The organism is Streptomyces sp. XY431, from assembly GCF_001279805.1.
GTDB lineage: Bacteria > Actinomycetota > Actinomycetes > Streptomycetales > Streptomycetaceae > Kitasatospora > Kitasatospora purpeofusca.
Window position 1 is genome coordinate 22,895 of sequence record NZ_LGDO01000291.1, and the last position, 21,197, is coordinate 44,091.

Genomic DNA, 21,197 nt, shown 5'->3' on the forward strand with positions numbered 1-21,197 from the left:
GCCTCCGGGGCGCTTTCGTCCGGTGCCGACGGTCGGCGCTCCAATGCCGCTCTCCCCCAGCCTTCGGCCGGGGGTGCCCCCATCTCGCGGCCTCCTCGCTTTCCCCCAGCCTCCGGCCGGGAGGTGCCCCCACCCTTTCGGCACCGGCGCGCCCCTTCGGCTCGCTCGCGGTCCGTGCGGGGTCGGGGTCAAAGACTCACCCGCGCGTGGTGCTCCTGGACCCGGCGTGCGTGGTGCTGCTGTCGACTCCCGGTTCCAGTCCCGGTCGTGTCGCGCCGGGTCACCGGGGCGTCACCCGGGTAGGACTGTGCCTGTCCTGACTGGGCGTTGCCGAGACATCGCAGGAGCCGCGAGTGGCCGCTTATCTCGACCGTGACGGAGCCGACGCACTGGAGGTGCCGGCCCAGGACGCGCCCCCGCCGCCGCCCGAGCTGGTGGCGCTGGCGCAGGCCCACGGGGTGGACACCCGCCACGGCCCCGGCGGGGTGCCGGCCGGCGCCCGCACCCTGGCCGCCGTCCTCGCCGCGCTCGGCGTGGCCGCCGCCACCCCCGACGCCGCCCGCGAGGCCCTCGCCCGCCACCGGGCGGAGCAGCGGGTCCGCCTGCTGCCCCCGACCGTGGTCGCCCGGGCCGGCCGCCGCACCGCGCTCGACCTCCCCGCCGACACCCGGCTCACCGTCGTCCTGGAGCAGGGCGAACGATGGCGGCTCCCGAACGGCCACGCCCACTGGCTGCCCGCCGACCTCCCGCCCGGCCGGCACACCCTGCACGCCGAGGCCGCGGACCGCACCGCCACCGCGCACCTGATCGTCGCCCCCGACCGCCTCCCCGCCCTCCCCGGCCGGGGCTGGGGCTTCCTCGCCCAGCTGTACTCCGTCCTCTCCGACCGCTCCTGGGGCATGGGCGACCTCGCCGACCTGGCGGACCTCGCCACCTGGGCGGGCTCCCTCGGCGCGGGCTTCGTCCAGATCAACCCGCTGCACGCGGCCCTGCCCTCCACGCCCTCCGACCCGTCCCCCTACCGCCCCTCCTCCCGGCGCTTCGCCGACCCGGTCCACCTGCGGATCGAGGAGGTGCCCGAGTACGCCTACCTGGCCGGCGAGGAGCGCGCCGAGGCCGACGAGCTGCTGGCCCGCGCCGCCCGGCTGCGCGCCGAGGTGCTGGTCCACGACGGCCTGATCGACCGTGACGAGGTCTGGGCCCTCAAGCGCCGCGCCCTGGAGCTCCTGCACGGCGCGTACCGCCGGTACGCGGACGGGCACGGCACCGTCCGCACGGCCGCGTTCGACGCCTACCGGGCCCGCGAGGGGGAGTGGCTGGAGCGGTACGCGGTCTGGAACGCCCTGGCCGAGCGCCACGGCGCCGACCACCACCACTGGCCGAAGGGCCTGCGCCACCCCGACTCCCCGCACGTCCGGCACGAGGCCGAGGAACTCGCCGACCGGGTCGCCTTCCACCGCTGGCTCGCCTGGCAGGTCGACCGCCAGCTCGGCCGCGCCCAGCAGGCGGCCCGCACCGCCGGCATGCCGGTCGGCCTGGTGCACGACCTCGCGGTCGGCGTCCACCCGGACGGCGCCGACGCCTGGGCGCTCCAGGACGTCCTGGCCGCCGGGATCTCGGTCGGCGCGCCGCCGGACGCCTTCAACGCGCACGGCCAGGACTGGGGCCTGCCGCCCTGGCGCCCGGACGCGCTGGCCGCCGTCGGCTACGCGCCCTTCGCCGAGCTGATCCGCTCCGCCGCCCGGCACGCCGGCGCCCTGCGGATCGACCATGTGATGGGCCTGTTCCGGCTCTGGTGGGTCCCGGCCGGGCACGCCCCGACCGAGGGCGTCTACGTCCGCTACGACGCGGAGGCGATGCTCGCGGTGCTCGCCCTGGAGGCCCACCGGGCCGGCGCCGCCGTGGTCGGCGAGGACCTCGGCACCGTCGAGCCCGGGGTGCGCGAGGAACTGGCGGAGCGCGGTGTGCTGGGCACCTCGGTGCTCTGGTTCGAGCGGGACTGGCAGGGCGGGGGCGCGATCCTGCCCCCGGGGCGCTGGCGCCCGGGCAGCCTGGCCACCCTGACCACGCACGACCTGCCGTCCACCGCGGCCCGGCTCTCCGGCGAGCACGTGGAGCTGCGCCACCGGCTCGGCCTGCTCTCCCGCGCGCTCGGCGAGGAGCAGGCGGAGGCGGCCGCCGAGCTGGCCGACTGGCGGGCCGAGCTGCTCCGGCTGGGCCTCCTGGCCGGGGACGAGCCGCTGTCGGCGGCCGTGCTCTACCGGTTCCTGGCCGACACCCCGGCCGAGCTGGTCGGCGTCTGGCTGCCGGACGTGGTCGGCGACCCGCGCCCGCAGAACCTGCCCGGCACCTGGGACCAGTACCCGAACTGGCGGCTGCCGGTCGCGGACGGCTCCGGGCGCCCGGTCACCCTGGACGGCCTGGCGGCCGCCCCGGACGCGCGGACCCTCGCCGACCTGCTGCGCTCCGTGGGCGCCCGACCGGCCGCCGGGCCCGGACCGGCTCCCGAAAGGCCGACCCCGCCGAGCGGCTCGGCGTAAGTCACGGGTAAGTTGGCACCGTGGACAAGAGGAACGCTTTGCGAGCCGGCGCGGTCACCGCAACGGTCACGCTGATGATGCTGCTGTCGTCGCCCGCCATGGCCCTCACCCGGGACGACGGCGACGACCCGGGTAGCGGCCTGAGCGTCGCCCAGACCCTCGGCCTGTACGTGCTGCTCCCGATCGCGGCCTTCGTGATCATCGGCGGCCTGGCCGCGATGCCGTACGGCAACAAGGACAAGAAGAAGTAGCCGAGGGCCCTCCACCACGGAGCCCAGCACAGACCCCGAGGGGGCGCCGGACGATGTCCGGCGCCCCCTCGGGCGTTTCCGTTCCTGCGGGAGGTGCGACCCCGCACGGGGTGCGTCCCCCTCCGCGCGGGAGGGGGACGCACCCCGCCGGTGTCAGCGCTCCCCGGCGGCCCGGTCGACGGCCTGCGCCTTGAGCGCCCGCTCCACCCCGGCCCGCGCCTCGACGATCTGACGGCGCAGCGCCGGCGCCGGCTCCGCGGCGGTCAGCCAGGCGTCGGTGGCGTCCAGCGTGCCCTGCCCGATCAGCAGCGCCGGGTACAGGCCGCCGATGATCTGCTGCGAGATCTCGTGGCTGCGGCTCTCCCAGACGCCCTTCACCGCGGCGAAGTACTTCTCCGAGTACGGCGCCAGCAGCTCGCGCTGGTCGGCCTGCTGGAAGCCGCCGATCACCGCCGCCTGCACGTAGTTGGTGAGCTCGTCCGAGTCGACCACGGAGGCCCAGGCCGCCGCCTTGGCCTCGGCCGTCGGGCGGGCCGCCCGGCAGCTGGCCGCGTGCTCCTGGCCGGCCGCGGTGTTGTCGCGGGCGAGTTCGGCCTCGATCGCGGCCTCGTCGGCCCGGCCGGTCGCGGCGAGGCGGCCCAGCAGGACCCAGCGCAGCTCGGTGTCCACGGCCAGGCCGGGGATCACGGTGCCGCCGTCCAGCAGCCCGGTCAGCAGGTCGAGCTGACCGTCGGTCCGGGCGACGGAGCCGAGCACCCGGGCCCAGGCCAGCTGGTGGTCGCTGCCCGGCTCGGCGTCGCGCAGCGCCTGCTCGGCGGCCTCGGCCCAGCGGGCCAGGCCCTGCTCGCGCCAGTCCGGGTCGGCGTAGACGTCGAGCGCGAGCTTGACCTGCCGCTGCACCGACTGGACCACGCCGATGTCGCTCTCCCGGGGCAGGCCGGAGAGGGCGAGCGTCAGGTAGTCGCGGGCGGCCAGCTCGCCGTCGCGGGTCATGTCCCAGGCGGAGGCCCAGCACAGCGCGCGCGGCAGCGCCTCGGTGAAGCCGCCGAGGTTCTCGGTGACGACGGCCAGCGAGTCCTCGTCGAGGCGGACCTTGGCGTAGGTGAGGTCGTCGTCGTTGAGCAGGATCACCGCGGGGCGGTGGCGGCCGACCAGCTCCGGCACCTCGGTGCGCGGGCCGTTGACGTCCAGCTCGATCCGGTCGGTGCGCACCAGCGCGCCGTCGTTGAGCTCGTACAGGCCGACGGCGATCCGGTGCGGGCGCAGCACGGCCTCGCCCTTGGCGCCGGCCGGGAGCGCCGGGGCGCTCTGGAGCACGGCGAAGGACTCGATCTCGCCGTCCGTGTTGAGGGTCAGCGCGGGGCGCAGCACATTGATGCCGGCGGTCTCCAGCCAGGCGGCGGACCAGGACTTGAGGTCGCGGCCGCTGGCCTTCTCCAGGGCGCCGAGCAGGTCGCCGAGCCGGGTGTTGCCCCAGGCGTGCTGCTTGAAGTAGGCGCGCACGCCCTCGAAGAAGGCGTCCTGGCCGACGTAGGCCACCAGCTGCTTGAGCACCGAGGCGCCCTTGGCGTAGGTGATGCCGTCGAAGTTGACCTGGACGTCCTCCAGGTCGTTGATCTCGGCCATGATCGGGTGGGTGGACGGCAGCTGGTCCTGCCGGTACGCCCAGGTCTTCATCTGGTTGGCGAAGGTGGTCCAGGAGTTGGGCCACCGGGAGCCGGGCGCCTCGGCCTGGCAGACCGCCTCGGCGTAGGTGGCGAACGACTCGTTCAGCCAGAGGTCGTTCCACCACTCCATGGTGACGAGGTCGCCGAACCACATGTGGGCGAGCTCGTGCAGGATCGTCGCGGCGCGGGCCTCGTACGCGGCGTCGGTCACCTTGGACCGGAACACGTACTGGTCGCGCAGGGTGACGGCGCCCGCGTTCTCCATCGCGCCGGCGTTGAACTCCGGCACGAACAGCTGGTCGTACTTGGCGAACGGGTAGGGGAAGTCGAACTTCTCCTGGAAGTAGTCGAAGCCCTGCTTGGTGACCTCGAAGATCGCCTCGGGGTCCAGGAACTCGCGCAGCGAGGGCCGGCAGTAGATGCCCAGCGGCACCTTCTGCTCGCCGTTCTCGTAGCTGTCGAAGACCCCGACGTAGGGGCCGGCGACGAGCGCGGTGATGTACGAGGAGATCCGGCCGGTCGGCGCGAAGCGCCAGACCCGGGTGTCGCCCTCGCCCTCCGGCTCGGGGGTGGGCGAGTTGGAGACCACGACCCAGCTGGCGGGCGCGGTCACGGTGAAGGCGAACGCGGCCTTGAGGTCGGGCTGCTCGAAGGAGGCGAAGACCCGGCGGGCGTCCGGCACCTCGAACTGGGTGTACAGGTAGGTCTCGCCGTCGACCGGGTCGACGAACAGGTGCAGGCCCTCACCGGTGTTGGTGTAGGCGCAGTCGGCGACCACCCGCAGCTCGTTCTCGGCGGCGAGGTCCGGCAGCGCGATCCGGCTGTCGGCGAAGGCGCTGTTGTCGATCCGTACGCCGTTGAGGACGATCTCCTCGACGCTCGGGGCGACCAGGTCGATGAAGGTGGCCGCGCCGGGGGTGGTGGCGGTGAACCGGACCACGGTCGTGGACCGGAACGTGCCCCCCTCTCGGGCCGAGCTCAGGTCGAGCTCGATCTCGTACGCGTCCACGTGCAGCAGGTCGGCCCGGGTGCGGGCCTCGTCACGGGTCAGATTGGTGCCGGGCACTCGCAGGACTCCTTTGTCGGGCTGATGCCTGGCATCCTGCCATGTCCGCCCGCGGCCTCCGGCGGAATACTCCCGGGTACGCCGCGGGCGGGGTGGTGCGGGCCGGTCGGGCCCGCACCACCCCGCCCGGGGGTGCCGTTACTTCTTGACGAACTTGAACACCGGCGGGTCCATGCTGCTGCGGGAGAACCCGTACAGCGCGCCGTCCGAGTTCAGCACGAACTCGTTGCTGCTCAGGCTGATGCTGAAGGAGGAGGAGTCCTTGCCGAGCGCGATGGTGCCGAGCTCGCTCACGGCGCCGTCGGCGGGGGCGAGCGTCGCCAGCTTGGCGTCGGTGCCGTAGCCCATGTCCATGACGACCCGGACCTTGCCCTCCTTGTCCGTGCCGGAGACCAGCCGCAGGCCGTCCTTGGCCTTGCCGTCGGTCGACCAGATCCGCTTGCCGGTGTTCAGGTCGTAGGCGTTGACCGAGGGCTTGGTCGGGTTGGTCTGCACGTACAGGGTGGTGCCGCTGACCACGCTCTGGGTGATGGCGTCGCCCAGGCCGCTGAGCCGCAGGCTGTCGTAGCCGGGCTCCTTGACGGGCATCTGGGTGCCGGCCTTGTTGGTCTTGTCGAACGGCATCACGTAGTCGCCGTTCGGGCCGCTGGACATCGCGACCACGAGCGGCTGCTCGGAGAGCACCTTGTCGACCCGCTCGATGCTGCCGGCCAGGGTGATCGGCGCCGGCGAGGCGACCTTGCCGGTGTCCGTCTCGACGATGACCAGCTGCGACTTGACGGTGGTGTTGAGGCCGTAGCAGCGGTCGGTGACCACGATCTGGGCGCCGGCGACGGTGCCGTAGACGCTGCAGTCCTTCTCGCGCGGCTGGAACGACCAGGCCGCGGAGCCGTCGGCGATGTTGACCGCGGCGGCCGTGTTGGCGCCGATGCCGACCACCTTGTCGGTGACGGTCAGGGTGGGGGAGCTCATCCGGCTCTGCCCGACCTTGACGGTCCAGCTCAGCTTGCCGGTGGTGAGGTCGACCGCGGCGATGGTGGAGCAGTCGCTGTCACCGGTGTTCAGCGCGATCGCGGCGATGTGCTTGGAGTTGGCGCTGTACGAGGCGGAGCAGAACTCCTTGGCGCCGGAGGGCACCGGGATGTTCCAGGCCTCCTTGCCGTCCGAGGTGTTGACGGCGCGGATGCCGGTGGTGTCGGCGCGCACCGCGACCTTCTCGGCGCCCCAGATGGCGAGCATCCGGGTCGAGCCGCTGACCGAGCTGGCCGGCTTGTCGGCCGCCCAGGCCGGGTTGTAGGCGCCGGCCTTGCCGCCGCCACCGCCGCCGGTGGTCGCGCCGCCGGTGCCGCCGCCGGTGGCCGGCGCGGTGACCGTCCCGCCGGTGGCGGTGGCGTCCCCGCTGGGCCCGCCGGTGACCTGGCCGGTGGTGCCGCCGGAGGCGGTCGGCTGGTCGTCCTTCTTCTTGTTGTCGTCGGTGAACAGCACGATCAGCGCGGCGACGATGGCGATCGCCAGCACACCGCCGATGATGCCGCCCCAGACCATCACCGGGTTGCGCTTCGGCGGGGCCACGGGAGCCGGGGCGCCCGGGTAGCCGTAGCCGCCGCCCTGCTGCGGGTAGCCGTAGCCGGCCGCGCCGGCGTCGGCGGGCGGGGCGGTGTACCCGTACTGCTGGCCCGCGGCCGGGGCGCCGAACTGCGGCTGGCCGGGGGAGGGGTCGTACGGGCCCACCGGCGGGGCCTGCGGCGGGGCTCCCGCCGGGCCCTGCGAGGGGAAGGCGGGGGCGGTGGGCGCGTACGCGTACGCCCCGGCGGCCCCCGGTGCCCCGGCCGGCGGTGCGGGCGGCGCGGCCGGTGCCTGCGGTGCGGCCTGACCGGGGACCGCGGCCCCGTCGAGCTGTGTCTGCTGGTCGGCCACGGCCGCCGGGTCGACGCCGCCCGCCGGGCGTCCGAGAGAGACGCCCCGGTTGTCCGGACCGCTGCCGGAAGCTTCGCCAGCCCCCGGTGTAGGGTGATCCCCTGCCATCTGATGCCCCGTCATGTCTGGAATCGTCCCGGGAGCGGCGCGCATCCGCGGCCGCCGGGACGGGTGAGATTGGGCACCATCGTACGGGGGATCGGTTTTCGGACCGGCGCCGGAACCGTAGCTCCCGGCCGCCCCCGCGCCGACCTGCGGTGCTGTCAACCCTCGGCCCGCCCCGCCGACCTGGGCCGGGGCCGGTTCGCCGGCCCGCCGCCGCTCCGCCCCCGCGCCCGGCGGTCCTTCTTCCCTCACCTGCTCTTCGCCGACTCTCCCCCGTGCCTTCACCGGGATTCAGGCCCTAGGCTTCAGGAGTTGAAAGGGGACACCCGGCGGAGGGGTCCCCGGCCCCCTTGGGAGGGTGGATCATGTCGACGGACACTCCGGGCTCGCAGTCCTCGCTGCACCGGGCCAACCTGGAGCGGGTGCTCCGCGCGGTGCGGATGGCCGGCTCGCTGACCCAGGCCGAGATCGCCCGAGGGACCGGCCTCTCGGCGGCCACGGTGTCCAACATCGTCCGAGAACTGAAGGAGAGCGGCACCGTCGTGGTGGCCGACACCTCCTCCGGCGGACGGCGCGCCCGCAGTGTCTCGCTCAGCGGTGACGCCGGCATCGTGGTGGGGATCGATTTCGGCCACACCCATCTGCGGGTCGCGGTCGGCAACCTCGCCCACCGGGTCCTCGCCGAGGAGAGCGCCCCGATGGACGTCGACGTCTCGGCCGCGCAGGGCTTCGACCGGGCCGAGGCCCTGGTCGAGCGGCTGCTCGCGGAGGCCGGCTTCCGCCCGGACAAGGTGATCGGCGTGGGCCTGGGCGTGCCCGGCCCGATCGACGTGGAGACCGGGGCACTGGGCTCCACCGCGATCCTGCCCGGCTGGACCGGCATCGCCCCCGGCCGCGAGCTGGCCGAGCGCCTCGGCATGCCGGTGCACGTCGACAACGACGCCAACCTCGGCGCCCTCGGCGAGCTGGTCTGGGGCGCCGGCCGGGGCCTGAGCGACCTCGCCTACATCAAGGTGGCCAGCGGCGTCGGCGCGGGCCTGGTGGTCAACGGGCAGATCTACCGGGGCCCGGGCGGCACCGCGGGCGAGATCGGCCACATCACCCTGGACGAGGCGGGCCCGGTCTGCCGCTGCGGCAACCGGGGCTGCCTGGAGACCTTCGTCGGCTCCCGCTACCTGCTGAACCTGCTCACCCCGACCCTCGGTGCCGAGCTCAGCCTGACCCGGGTGGTCGAGCTGGCCCACCAGGGCGACCTCGGCTGCCGCCGGGTGATCGCCGACGCGGGCCGGCAGATCGGCACCGGGGTGGCCACCCTCTGCAACCTGCTCAACCCGCGCCGGGTGATCCTCGGCGGCGAGCTCGCGGACGCCGGCGAGCTGGTGCTCGCGCCGATCCGCGATTCGGTGGCCCGCTACGCGATCCCCAGCGCCGCCCGCCAGCTGTCGGTGGTCCCCGGTACCCTGGGCGGCCGGGCCGAGGTCCTGGGCGCGCTCGCCCTGGTCATGAGCGAGGCGGGGGACTCCAGCGCGCTCGCCGTCGCCCGCCCCTGAGCCCCGGGGCCGTCCCGGCCGGGTGCAACGACACGCCGGTTTTCCACGTTCACCCGAAAGAGTGACCGCCGAGGTGGTTGGCGCGTACCGGCCGTCGGGACCGGACGCCCCGCCCGGCGTCCGGTGGGCGGACATTAGACTCGACCGGTCGACACCGGGCAGCGACGCCCGTCGGACCTCCGGTCCGCGAACACGAACGAGGAGGAACGGGTGGCCCTGCTGACCCGAATTCGGGGACCGCGCGATCTCGACCGGCTCACGCCCGGACAGCTGGCCGCACTGGCCCAGGAGATCCGGACCTTCCTGGTGACCGAGGTCTCCAAGACGGGAGGCCACCTGGGCCCGAACCTCGGCGTGGTGGAGCTCACCATCGCGCTGCACAAGGTGTTCGACTCCCCGCGCGACCGCATCCTGTTCGACACCGGCCACCAGAGCTACGTCCACAAGCTGCTCACCGGCCGCCAGGACTTCTCGGGGCTGCGGACGAAGGGCGGCCTGTCCGGCTACCCCTCGCGCGCCGAGTCCGAGCACGACGTGATCGAGAACTCGCACGCCTCCACCGTGCTCTCCTACGCCGACGGCCTGGCCAAGGCCAACCAGCTGCTGGGCAAGCAGGACCCGGTGGTCGCCGTGATCGGCGACGGTGCGCTCACCGGCGGCATGGCCTGGGAGGCGCTCAACAACATCGCCGACGCCACCGACCGCCCGGTCGTCATCGTCGTCAACGACAACGAGCGCTCCTACTCGCCGACCATCGGCGGCCTCGCCAACCACCTCGCCACGCTGCGCACCACCCAGGGCTACGAGCGCTTCCTGTCCTGGGGCAAGGACGCGCTGCAGCGCACCCCGGTGGTCGGCCAGCAGCTCTTCGAGACCCTGCACGGCGCCAAGAAGGGCCTGAAGGACTTCATCGCCCCGCAGGGCATGTTCGAGGACCTCGGCCTCAAGTACATCGGCCCGATCGACGGCCACGACCTCACCGCCCTGGAGTCCGCGCTCACCAAGGCGCGCGGCTTCGGCGGCCCGGTGATCGTGCACTGCCTCACCGAGAAGGGCCGCGGCTACCACGCCGCCGAGAACAACGACGAGGACCGCTTCCACGCGGTCGGCGTCATCCACCCGGAGACCGGCCTGCCGATCAAGAGCTCCGGCAAGGACTGGACCTCGGTCTTCGCCGAGGAGATGGTGGCGCTCGGCCACGAGCGCGAGGACATCGTCGGCATCACCGCCGCGATGCTCCACCCGGTGGGCCTGGCCCCGTTCGCCGAGGCCTTCCCGGACCGGATCTTCGACGTGGGCATCGCCGAGCAGCACGCCGTCACCAGCGCGGCCGGCCTGGCCACCGGCGGACTGCACCCGGTCTTCGCGGTCTACGCGACCTTCCTCAACCGCGCCTTCGACCAGGTCCTGATGGACGTCGCCCTGCACAAGCTGGGCGTCACCTTCGTGCTGGACCGCTCCGGCGTCACCGGCACCGACGGCGCCTCGCACAACGGCATGTGGGACATGTCGATCCTCCAGGTCGTCCCCGGCCTGCGGCTCGCCGCCCCGCGCGACGCCGACCAGGTCCGCGCCCAGCTGCGCGAGGCCGTCGAGGTCAAGGACGCCCCGACGGTGGTCCGCTACTCCAAGGGCTCGGTCGGCGAGGCCGTCCCGGCGGTCGCCACGGTCGGCGGCATGGACGTCCTGCGCGCCGCCGTGCCCGACTCCCTCGGCGAGGCCGAGGACGGCCACCGGGCCGATGTGCTGATCGTCTCGGTCGGCGCGCTCGCCCCGATGTGCCTGGAGGTGGCCGACCTGCTGGCCGCCCAGGGCATCAGCTCCACCGTGGTGGACCCGCGCTGGGTCAAGCCGGTCGACCCGGCGCTGCCCGGCCTGGCCGCCGAGCACCGGGTGGTCGTCACGGTCGAGGACAACGGCCGGGTCGGCGGCGTCGGCACGGCGATCGCCCAGGCGCTGCGGGACGCGGACGTGGACCTGCCGCTGCGTGACTTCGGCATCCCGCAGGAGTTCCTGGACCACGCCTCGCGCCCGGAGATCCTCGCCGAGATCGGCCTCACCGCCCCGGACATCGCCCGGCAGGTGACCGCCCTGGTCTCCCGGCTGGACGTCGCCACCGTCGAGGCCTGACCGCTCCGCCGCGTGAGTACCGCCGTCCGGGGGAGAGCCCCGGACGGCGGTCCTCCGGTCCGGCTCTGCGACAGCTCTGCAACAGTGAGGCCGATAATCGCACCAAAGGCGGGACCGGCGCTGCCCGTGCCGATTCCGCCCGGTAGGTTGTCATCCGTGCCGACCCCCACCCGATCCCGCTTGACCGCGCTCACCGAGCGCCTGCCCTTGGGGGTACCCCCGGCCGACGGCTGGGAGCGGGTGAAGACCGGCTACTGGTCGCGACTGGTGCCGTTGCTGGCCCTGGTCGCCCTGCTCACCCACCTGCCGTCCTTCGTCCGCCCGGTCTGGAGCCCCGACGAGGGCTTCCTGGCCACCCAGGCCCGGATGCTGGCCGACGGCGGCGTGCTCTACGACACCGTGGTGGACCGCAAGCCCCCGCTGCTGCCCTGGCTCTACCAGGCCTGCTTCACGGTCTTCGGCTCCGCCTCGCTCTGGCCGCTGCGCACCCTCGCGGTGGCCGCCCACCTGGTCACCGCGATCCTGCTGGCCTCGATCGCCCGCGGCCGCTGGGGCAACCGGGCCGGCGCCGGCGCCGGACTGCTCTACCTGCTGGTCTCGATCGGGCTGTCCCCGGAGGACACCCAGGCGGCGACCTTCGAGGTCTTCATGCTGCCCGCCATGGTGGCCGCCTTCCGCTACGCCGAACGCCGCCGCTGGCTGGCCGCCGGCATCGCGGTGGCGCTCTGCTCGCTGACCAAGCAGACCGGCGGCGCGGTGCTGCTGCCGGTGCTCTGGATGCTCTTCCAGGACGCCCGGCAGCGCGGCGTCCGCTGGATCCCCGCCCTGTTCAAGATCGGCTTCGGCTTCACCCTGCCGATAGCGCTGGTCGCGGTGATCCTGACCAAACCCAAGGGCTTCCTGTTCTGGGTGGTCACCGGCAGCGGCGACTACGCCACCTCCGGCGGCGCCTGGCTGCAGATGGTCGGGCGGGCGCTCGGCAACTCGGCGATCCTGATCGGCGCCGGGCTCGGCTTCCTGCTGCCGGTCGGCCGGAGACTGTGGCTGAAGTACCGGCACCGCCCGCTGCCGGTCGCCGGCGAGGAGCACGGCTCCACCACCGACCTGTGGATGTGGCTGCTCTCCTCGGTCGTCGCGGTCAGCGTCGGCTTCCACTTCTTCGGCCACTACTACCTCCAGCTGATGCCCCCGCTGGTGCTGCTGGGCACCGGGGCGGTCGCCACCTCGGCGGTCCGCTGGAAGCCGGTGCTGGTGTACACCACGGCGGCCGCCACCGTCTTCTGGGGCCTGGCGCTGGCCTGGCCGGGGGAGCGGCTGGACCGCACCACCGAGGTCGCCACCGCCGTCGCCGCGCAGACCACGCCCAAGGACACCGTGCTGGTCTGGGGCATGCACCCGGAGCTGTACTGGCTCGCCGACCGCAAGCCCGCCACCCGGTACCTCACGGCCGGCTTCCTGACCAACTACAGCGGCGGCAAGGACGGCAGCCCCAACGTCGGCGAGCAGTTCTCGATGGCCAACGCCTGGCAGACCTTCGACCAGGAGATCGCCAAGGGCCTGCCCGAGGTGGTCGTCGACGACTCCGGCCTCGCGCCGTACCAGCCGGGCATGATCCCGAAGATCGAGAACCTGCTGGACACCCACTACGAGATGGTCGGCGTCTTCGCCGACACCGTCGTCTACCGCCTCAAGCGCTGACGACGCCCCACCCGGGGTACCCGCCGGAAGGCCCGCAACGGCCTCCGTACGGGCCGCGGCGGACGACAGAGGGCCCCGGTGACCATCAAGGTCACCGGGGCCCTCCGCGTCATCCTCAGGCGGGCACGGAGGCCAGGCCCGGGGCGAGGAAGCGCTTGCCGTTCACGCGCTCCGAGACGCCCTCACGGTCCAGGTACGGGGTGATCCCGCCCAGGTGGAAGGGCCAGCCGGCGCCGGTGATCATGCAGAGGTCGATGTCCTGCGCCTCGGCGACGACACCCTCCTCCAGCATCAGACCGATCTCCTGGGCGACGGCCTCCAGGGCGCGGCCCAGCACCTGCTCCTCGGTCAGCACGGTGTCGCCGAAGGTGAGCAGCTCCAGCACCTCGGGGTCGAGGACCTGCTGGCCGTCCACCCAGGTGTAGAAGCCGCGCTTGCCGGCCTTGACCACCCGGCCGAGGTTCTCGGAGACGGTGAACCGCTCCGGGAACGCGCCGTGCAGGGTCTCCGAGACGTGCAGGGCGATGGCCGGGCCGACCAGCTCCAGCAGCACGATCGGGGACATCGGCAGGCCGAGCGGCTCGACGCCCTTCTCGACGGTGGCGATCGGGGTGCCCTCGTCGATGATGCTCTGGATCTCGCCCATGAAGCGGGTCAGGATCCGGTTCACCACGAACGCCGGGGCGTCCTTGCAGAGCACCGCGGTCTTCTTCAGCTTCTTCGAGACGCCGAAGGCGGTGGCCAGCGAGACGTCGTCGGTCTTCTCGCCGCGGACGATCTCCAGCAGCGGCAGGATCGCGACCGGGTTGAAGAAGTGGAAGCCGACGACCCGCTCGGGGTGCTTCAGCTTCGAGGCCATCTCGGTGACCGAGAGCGAGGAGGTGTTGGTCGCCAGCACACAGGTCGGCGAGACCACGTTCTCCAGGTCCGCGAAGACGGTCTGCTTGACGCCCATCTCCTCGAACACGGCCTCGATCACGAAGTCCGCGTCACCGAAGGCGGCGGCCTTGTCGAGCGAGCCGGAGACCAGGCCCTTGAGGCGGTTGGCCTTGTCCTTGCCGATGCGGCCCTTGCCGAGCAGCTTGTCGATCTCGGCGTGGACGTAGCCGACGCCCTTGTCGACGCGCTCCTGGTCGATGTCGGTGAGGACCACCGGCACCTCCAGCCGGCGCGCGAACAGCAGCGCCAGCTGCGAGGCCATCAGACCGGCGCCGACGACGCCGACCTTGGAGACCGGGCGGGCCAGCGACTTGTCCGGCGCGCCGACCGGGCGCTTGGCCCGGCGCTGCACCAGGTTGAAGGCGTAGATGCCGCTGCGCAGCTCGCCGCCCATGATGAGGTCGGCCAGGGCCGTGTCCTCGGCGTCGAAGCCGGCCTGGAGGTCCTGGTCCTTGACCTGGGCGATGATGTCCAGCGCCCGGTACGCGGCCGGGGCCGCCCCGTGCACCTTGGCGTCGGCGACCAGCCGGCCCCAGGCGACGGCGTCGTCCCAGGCCTTGCCGCGGTCGATCGCCTCGCGCTCGACGGCCACGTCGCCCTTGAGGACCTTGGCCGCCCAGAGCAGCGACTGCTCCAGGAAGTCGGCCGGCTCGAAGATCGCGTCGGCGATCCCCAGCTCGAACACGTCCTTGCCCTTGAGCTGCTTGTTCTGCGCCATCGAGTTCTCGATGATCACCTTGACGGCCTTGGCCGGGCCGATCAGGTTCGGCAGGATGCTGCAGCCGCCCCAGCCGGGGACGAGGCCGAGGAAGACCTCGGGCAGCGAGAACGCCGGGACGCCCGCCGACACCGTGCGGTAGTCGCAGTGCAGGCCGACCTCGACGCCGCCGCCCATGGCCGCGCCGTTGTAGAAGGCGAAGGTCGGGACGGGCAGCGCGGCGATTCGCTTGAAGACCTCGTGGCCGCCCTTGCCGATGGCGAGCGCGTCCGCGTGCTCCTGGAGCAGCTCGACGCCCTTGAGGTCGGCGCCGACCGCGAAGATGAACGGCTTGCCGGTGATCGCGGCGCCGACGATCGTGCCCTCGGCGGCCTCCGCCTCGACCTGGTCCAGCGCCTCGCTCAGCTTGAGCAGCGAGCCCGGGCCGAAGGTGGTCGGCTTGGTGTGGTCGAAGCCGTTGTCCAGGGTGATCAGGGCCAGCCGGCCGGCCTGCAGCGGCAGGTCCAGGTGGCGGACGTGCGCGGTCGTGACGACCTCGCCGGGGAAGAGCTCGGCGCCGCGGGTCAGCAGCTCAGTCGTGGTGCTCATGCTCACTTACCACCCTCGAAGTGCGGGTTCTCCCAGACGATGGTGGCGCCCATGCCGAAGCCGATGCACATCGTGGTGAGGCCGTAGCGGACGTCCGGGCGCTGCTCGAAGCGGCGGGCCAGCTGGTTCATCAGGCGCACGCCCGAGGAGGCCAGCGGGTGGCCGAACGCGATCGCGCCGCCGAACGGGTTGACGCGCTCGTCGTCGTCGGCGATGCCGTAGTGGTCCAGGAACGCCAGGACCTGCACGGCGAAGGCCTCGTTGACCTCGAACGCGCCGATGTCCTCGATGGTCAGACCGGCCTTGGCCAGCGCCTTCTCGGTGGCCGGCACCGGGCCGATGCCCATGACCTCGGGCTCGACGCCGACGAAGGCGTAGGAGACCAGGCGCATCCGGACCGGGAGGCCGAGCTCCTCGGCGACGTCCTCGGCGGCCAGCAGCGAGGCGGTGGCGCCGTCGTTCAGACCGGCCGAGTTGCCCGCGGTGATGTTGCCGTGCGGGCGGAACGGGGTCTTGAGACCGGCCAGGCTCTCCATCGTGGTGCCCGGGCGCATCGGCTCGTCCGCGGTGGCCAGGCCCCAGCCGGTTTCGCCGACCTCGGGGTTGGTGTTGCGGATCGAGATCGGCACCAGGTCGGGCTGGATGTCGCCGTTGGCGTACGCCTTGGCGGCCTTCTCCTGCGAGCGCACGGCGTAGGCGTCGCAGCGCTCCTTGGTGATGTGCGGGAACCGGTCGTGCAGGTTCTCCGCGGTCATCCCCATGAACAGGGCGGACTCGTCGACGAGCTTCTCGGAGACGAAGCGCGGGTTCGGGTCGACGCCCTCGCCCATCGGGTGGCGGCCCATGTGCTCGACGCCACCGGCCACGACCACGTCGTAGGCGCCGAAGGCGATGCCGCCGGCGGTGGTGGTCACGGCGGTCAGCGCGCCGGCGCACATGCGGTCGATCGCGTAGCCGGGGACGGACTTCGGCAGGCCCGACAGCAGTGCTGCGGTGCGGCCGATCGTCAGACCCTGGTCGCCGATCTGCGTGGTGGCCGCGATCGCGACCTCGTCGATGCGCTCGACGGGCAGGTTCGGGTTACGACGCACGAGCTCCCGGATGCACTTGACGACGAGGTCGTCGGCACGGGTCTCGTGGTAGATGCCCTTCGGGCCTGCCTTGCCGAACGGGGTGCGGACGCCATCGACGAAGACGACGTCCCTCGCGGTACGAGGCACGGGGGCTCTCCTCCCAGGGACCAACGGTTCAGTGGGCAGGCTGCCGCGAGCCGTCGCACGAATGGACGCGGGCGGCGCCGCCCACGGCCATGCTACCCGCCGGTAACCACCCTGCCCAGGCCCGGAAGCCGCAACACCGGATGTGTTGTCGCCCACTCCCTGGTTCACCCGCCCGCCGCGGCGGCGGGAGCCGCCCTCACGCCGGTCGCGGGCCCCGGGCGGCGGGAGCGCCCTCCCTTCGTCGTCCGGGTACGACGAAGGGGATGCCGCCCGCTCCGGGTGACATCCCCTTCTCCGCTTCTTCCCGCTCAGCCCTGCTGGGCGGCTGTACTTGCCTTGGCGTCGGCCTTGGCGTCGGCCCCGGCCTTGGCCGCGTCGGCGAAGGCGGCGGCCAGCGTCGGGGCGACCAGGTCCACCTGCCACTGCCGGGCCCCGAGCCGCCGCAGCGCGGCGGCCACGTTCGCGGCCGAGGCGTCGGCCGGCGGCTCCCAGGAGACCCGGCGGACCAGGTCCGGGGTGATCAGGTTCTCGGCCGGCAGGTGGTGCCGCTCGGCCAGCTCGGCGACCGCGGCGCGCGCCCCGCTCAGCCGGGCGGCCGCCACCGGGTCCTTCTCGGCCCAGGCGCGCGGCGGCGGCGGGCCGTCGTGCGGTGCGGCGGCCGGCGGCAGCTGGTTCTCCGGCACCTCCCGCCCGCGCTGGACGGCGGCCAGCCACTGCTCCAGCTGGCGCCGGTGCACCCGGGGCCCGAAGCCCTGGACGCCCTGCAGCGCGGCGATGTTCAGCGGCATGGCCAGCGCGGCGTTGACGATCGCGGCGTCCGAGAGCACCCGGCCCGGCGAGACGTCCCGCTCCTGCGCCGTCCGGTCGCGGGCCAGCCACAGTTCGCGCACCACGGCCAGCTGGCGGCGCCGGCGGACCTTGTGCAGCTGCGAGGTGCGGCGCCACGGGTCGGTCCGCGGGGCCGGGCGGGGGGCGGCGGCGATCGCCGCGAACTCCTCCAGGGCCCAGTCGAGCTTGCCCTGGGCGTCCAGCTCCTGTTCGAGTGCGTCGCGCAGCTCGACCAGCACCTCGACGTCCAGAGCGGCGTAGCGCAGCCACGGCTCGGGCAGCGGACGGGTGGACCAGTCCACCGCCGAGTGCTCCTTGGCCAGGCTCAGCCCGAGCACGCTCTCGGTCATCGGTCCGAGGCCGACCCGGGCGAAGCCGGCGATCCGGCCGGCCAGCTCGGTGTCGAACAGTCGCTGGGGTCTCATGCCGACCTCGGCCAAGCAGGGCAGGTCCTGGGTGGCGGCGTGCACCACCCATTCGGTGTCCGCGAGGGCCGCGCCCAGCCCGCTGAGGTCGGGGCAGGCGATCGGGTCGATCAGCGCGGTCCCGGCGCCCGCGCGGCGAAGCTGGATGAGGTACGCCCGCTGGCCGTAGCGGTAGCCGGAGGCCCGCTCGGCGTCGACGGCGACCGGTCCGGATCCCGCGGCGAAGGCGGCGACGGTGTCGGCCAGCGCCCGCTCGTCCGCCACGACCGGAGGGATCCCCTCCTTCGGTTCGAGGAGCGGGACCGGGGCTGCTTCTTCTGGGATGGCTGCTACGGCGTCGGTCACCTACCAAGGGTACGACGGACCCCGCGACCGGGAGTGTTGTCGGACTGGTCAGACCGATGAAGGGGCCCGTCCGAGGCTCTCCGGACGGGCCCCGCAGGGCATTCCCGGCCGCGGTGCGCGGCGACCCGGGAGGAAACGTTCCTCCTGGGCCGCCGCAGCGGCGCCGGGGCTCAGTGGATGATGCCGGTGCGCAGCGCGACCGCGACCATGCCGGCGCGGTCGCCGGTGCCGAGCTTGCGGGCGATCCGGGCGAGGTGGCTCTTCACGGTGAGCGCCGAGAGGCCCATCGCCACGCCGATCGCCTTGTTCGACTGGCCCTCGGCCACCAGCCGCAGCACCTCGACCTCACGGCCGGACAGCTCGCGGTAGGCGGTCTGCTGGGCGCCCGGCGCGCCGTGGGCACCGGGCGCACCGCCGGGAGCCCCGGCCGCACCCGGCATGCCGGGCATCCCGGGGCGCCGCATCCGGCCGGCCAGCCCGGCGGCGCCGAGCGGCAGGCCCGGGCGGCCCGGCATGGCGACATTGGTGCGGGTACCGGTCACGACGTAACCCTTGACCCCGCCCGCCAGCGCGCTGCGGACGGCGCCGATGTCGTCGGCCGCGGAGAGCGCCAGCCCGTTGGGCCAGCCGGCGGCCCGGGTCTCGGCGAGGATGGTCAGCCCCGAGCCGTCGGGGAGGTGGACGTCGGCGACACAGATGTCGCGCGGGGTGGAGACCCGGGGGCGGGCCTCGGCGATCGAGGACACCTCGATCACGTCCCGGACGCCGAGCGCCCAGAGGTGACGGGTGACGGTGTTTCGGACGCGGGGATCGGCGATGACCACCATGGCGGTGGGCTTGGTCGGGCGGTAGGCGACCACGTTTGCGGGGTGCTCAAGAAGGACCGACACCAGGCCTCCTGCGGGAGTGGCGGACGGAACCCCGAGGGGGCGGTCGGAGTGTTCCGCGTTCGGAAAGGGTCACAGTCTGCTTCGGCAGCATCCGTGCCCGGCTTTAGCGAAAGATCACGATCTAGTGAGTAACAATACGGACAAATCGCGCAGGTGACTGATTGCGACATGCCTGGAAATCGCACAAAATCGATCAGACTCGACGCGAAGCAGTCGGATTCGACCGCTTTATTGACGGAGAGCCGCACCGAAGTCACACTCCGTCAGCCCTGGGGGTGGCATCGCGTCCGGTGATGACGCCGCGGCGGCGCCACTCCTCAGTGCGAGCGCGGACGTCGCCTGGCGGGCATCGGGACCACTCCACCGAGTGACGTGACGTCGGCCGGCGTGTGCGGCGCCGCGGCCGCGGGCGGCAGACCCGCGCTGATGCAGAGCAGGTCCCCCCAGGCCGCCAGGTGCCGCTCGAAGCGGCCGTCGGCCGGCGTCCAGGACGCCCTGATCTCGATCTCGGTGGACGACGCGCGCTCAGCCAGCCCGCCGAAGTAGTGCGAGGCGCAGAGCGACACCGTGCCCGAGGGCTCCGCGTACCCGGCGCCGTGCGCCTGCAGCGCGTCCAGCAGCCAGGCCCAGCCGACCTCGGAGAGCATCGGGTCGCCGGCCATCTCCGGCTCCAGCTCCGCCCGGGTCATGGTGACCACACGGAAGTCCCCGTTCCAGGCTTCCTGCCCGGCCGGGTCGTGCAGCAGCACCAGCCGGCCGTCGGCCAGCTCCTCGCCGTCGACCTCGACGGTGGCGGTCAGCGCGAAGGAGTACGGCGCCAGCCGGCGGGGGGCCGGGGCGGGGGAGAGGACGAGCTCGGGGCGCAGCCGGGCACCGGAGAACGCCTCCACGGCGGCCCGGAACTCACTCGGCGCCGCCTCCCGACCTGCTCCGCCACCTGCTCCGCCACCCTGCGCGGGGTGCCCTCCGACCGCTGCCATGACCCGAAGACTAGGTCGAAAACCCGGGTAATCGCCGTAACTTCTGCCCGCGCGGCGCGCCGGGGCGGCAATCCGGCCAGATCTCCGGCCGGATCCTCCTCCGCAGCCCCGACCGGATCCTTGTTCGGATCCGTGTTCGGATCCTGGAGGAAGCGACGGGACCACCGGGACGGGCGGGTCCGGGCCGCGTGCGAAGATTTGGAGCGTGAGCGAGACGACGGCAGTCCCCCCGACCGGCGCCACCCCCGGTCAGCAGCCCGACGCGCGCCGCGGCGCCGCGTACGACTCGGCGTTCCTGCGCGCCTGCCGGCACGAGCCGGTACCGCACACCCCGGTGTGGTTCATGCGCCAGGCGGGCCGCTCGCTGCCCGAGTACCTGAAGGTCCGCGAGGGCATCCCCATGCTGGAGTCCTGCATGCGGCCCGAGCTGGTCAAGGAGATCACCCTCCAGCCGGTGCGCCGGCACAAGGTGGACGCGGCGATCTTCTTCAGCGACATCGTGGTGCCGCTCCGGGCGATCGGCATCGACGTCGACATCAAGCCCGGCATCGGCCCGGTCATCGCCGACCCGATCCGCAGCTTCGCCGACCTGGAGCGGCTGCGCCCGCTGGAGCCGGACGACGTCCCCTACATCACCGAGGCCGTCGGCCTGCTCGTCGACGAGCTCGGCCCGACCCCGCTGATCGGCTTCGCCGGCGCCCCCTACACGCTCGCCAGCTACCTGATCGAGGGCGGGCCGTCCAAGAACCACGAGAACACCAAGGCCATGATGTACGGCGCGCCCGACCTGTGGGCCGCCCTGCTCGACCGGCTGGCCGGGATCACCGCCGCCTTCCTCAAGGTGCAGATCGAGGCCGGCGCCTCGGCGATCCAGCTGTTCGACTCCTGGGTCGGCGCGCTCGCGCCGGACGACTACCGCCGCTCGGTGATGCCGGCCAGCACCAAGGTGTTCGACGCGGTGGCCGGGTACGGCGTGCCGCGGATCCACTTCGGCGTCGGCACCGGCGAGCTGCTGGGCCTCATGGGCCAGGCCGGCGCGGACGTGGTCGGTGTCGACTGGCGGGTGCCGCTGAACGTCGCCGCCGAGCGGGTCGGCCCCGGCAAGGGCCTCCAGGGCAACCTCGACCCGGCGGTGCTGTTCGCGCCCACCAGGGCCGTCGAGACCAAGGCCCGCGAGGTGCTGCACGCCGCCCAGGCGCTCGGCAGCAGCGGCCACATCTTCAACCTCGGCCACGGCGTCATGCCCAGCATGGACCCGGACGCGCTCAGCCGCCTGGTCGCCTTCGTGCACGAGGCCAGCGCCCGCTGACCCGCCGTCCGGTGGCGGCCCCCTCCTGAGG

The 21,197-nt window shown here is 73.2% G+C and carries 13 protein-coding genes; 6 read left to right on the top strand and 7 right to left on the bottom strand.

Going from position 1 to position 21,197, the window contains the following annotated elements; all coding sequences use genetic code 11:
- The first annotated feature begins 353 nt into the window (after positions 1–353).
- Both malQ and ADK60_RS23940 read left to right on the top strand, forming a co-directional pair.
- On the top strand, positions 354–2,540 hold the full coding sequence (malQ, locus tag ADK60_RS23935) for a 4-alpha-glucanotransferase (RefSeq protein WP_063783246.1): 2,187 nt from the start codon (positions 354–356) through the stop codon (positions 2,538–2,540).
- Positions 2,541–2,560: 20 nt separating this feature from the next.
- Positions 2,561–2,791 carry a hypothetical protein gene (locus ADK60_RS23940; protein ID WP_030395011.1) on the top strand — a complete coding sequence of 77 codons (231 nt, stop codon included), beginning with the start codon at positions 2,561–2,563 and terminating at the stop codon, positions 2,789–2,791.
- 153 nt (positions 2,792–2,944) lie between these two features.
- Here ADK60_RS23940 and pepN read toward each other — a convergent pair whose 3' ends face one another.
- Both pepN and ADK60_RS23950 read right to left on the bottom strand, forming a co-directional pair.
- Positions 2,945–5,524: an aminopeptidase N gene (gene pepN, locus ADK60_RS23945; RefSeq protein ID WP_053648802.1), complete on the bottom strand. Its 2,580-nt coding sequence runs from the start codon at positions 5,522–5,524 to the stop codon at positions 2,945–2,947.
- A gap of 138 nt (positions 5,525–5,662) precedes the next feature.
- Entirely contained in the window at positions 5,663–7,441 is a 1,779-nt protein-coding gene (locus ADK60_RS23950) for an outer membrane protein assembly factor BamB family protein (RefSeq protein WP_053648804.1), read from the bottom strand.
- A 470-nt stretch (positions 7,442–7,911) separates the two neighbouring features.
- Here ADK60_RS23950 and ADK60_RS23955 point away from each other — a divergent pair, with 470 nt between their 5' ends.
- From ADK60_RS23955 to ADK60_RS23965, 3 genes are all read left to right on the top strand, one after another.
- On the top strand, positions 7,912–9,096 hold the full coding sequence (locus ADK60_RS23955) for an ROK family transcriptional regulator (RefSeq protein WP_045943607.1): 1,185 nt from the start codon (positions 7,912–7,914) through the stop codon (positions 9,094–9,096).
- A 210-nt stretch (positions 9,097–9,306) separates the two neighbouring features.
- Positions 9,307–11,226: a 1-deoxy-D-xylulose-5-phosphate synthase gene (dxs, locus tag ADK60_RS23960; RefSeq protein ID WP_053648806.1), complete on the top strand. Its 1,920-nt coding sequence runs from the start codon at positions 9,307–9,309 to the stop codon at positions 11,224–11,226.
- Positions 11,227–11,406: 180 nt separating this feature from the next.
- The gene (locus ADK60_RS23965; RefSeq protein WP_231978539.1) at positions 11,407–12,924 is read left to right on the top strand and encodes an ArnT family glycosyltransferase; all 1,518 of its coding nucleotides are present in this window, start codon (positions 11,407–11,409) and stop codon (positions 12,922–12,924) included.
- 115 nt (positions 12,925–13,039) lie between these two features.
- Here ADK60_RS23965 and ADK60_RS23970 read toward each other — a convergent pair whose 3' ends face one another.
- The 5 genes from ADK60_RS23970 to ADK60_RS23990 form a co-directional block, all read right to left on the bottom strand.
- The gene (locus tag ADK60_RS23970) at positions 13,040–15,169 is read right to left on the bottom strand and encodes a 3-hydroxyacyl-CoA dehydrogenase NAD-binding domain-containing protein (protein WP_053648808.1); all 2,130 of its coding nucleotides are present in this window, start codon (positions 15,167–15,169) and stop codon (positions 13,040–13,042) included.
- 2 nt (positions 15,170–15,171) lie between these two features.
- A complete protein-coding gene (locus tag ADK60_RS23975) occupies positions 15,172–16,389 on the bottom strand; it encodes a thiolase family protein (protein ID WP_045939926.1) in 1,218 nt (405 codons plus the stop codon).
- Positions 16,390–16,697: 308 nt separating this feature from the next.
- Positions 16,698–17,987, bottom strand: a complete 1,290-nt coding sequence (locus tag ADK60_RS23980) for a ribonuclease D (RefSeq protein ID WP_053648809.1) — start codon at positions 17,985–17,987, stop codon at positions 16,698–16,700.
- A 170-nt stretch (positions 17,988–18,157) separates the two neighbouring features.
- Positions 18,158–18,877 carry a response regulator transcription factor gene (locus tag ADK60_RS23985; RefSeq protein WP_045939925.1) on the bottom strand — a complete coding sequence of 240 codons (720 nt, stop codon included), beginning with the start codon at positions 18,875–18,877 and terminating at the stop codon, positions 18,158–18,160.
- A 317-nt stretch (positions 18,878–19,194) separates the two neighbouring features.
- Positions 19,195–19,857 (bottom strand): DUF3000 domain-containing protein, encoded by a 663-nt coding sequence (locus tag ADK60_RS23990; protein ID WP_079008650.1) that lies wholly within the window; start codon positions 19,855–19,857, stop codon positions 19,195–19,197.
- Positions 19,858–20,152: 295 nt separating this feature from the next.
- Here ADK60_RS23990 and hemE point away from each other — a divergent pair, with 295 nt between their 5' ends.
- Positions 20,153–21,166, top strand: coding sequence for a uroporphyrinogen decarboxylase (hemE, locus tag ADK60_RS23995; RefSeq protein WP_234325962.1), 1,014 nt, complete (start codon positions 20,153–20,155; stop codon positions 21,164–21,166).
- Positions 21,167–21,197 lie beyond the last annotated feature (31 nt).

Excerpts from the sequence above, each read along its gene's own strand:
- ADK60_RS23970 (WP_053648808.1), bottom strand. The coding sequence starts at position 15,169 with ATGAGCACCACGACTGAGCTGCTGACCCGCGGCGCCGAGCTCTTCCCC.
- ADK60_RS23990 (WP_079008650.1), bottom strand. The coding sequence starts at position 19,857 with ATGGCAGCGGTCGGAGGGCACCCCGCGCAGGGTGGCGGAGCAGGTGGC.
- ADK60_RS23955 (WP_045943607.1), top strand. The coding sequence starts at position 7,912 with ATGTCGACGGACACTCCGGGCTCGCAGTCCTCGCTGCACCGGGCCAAC.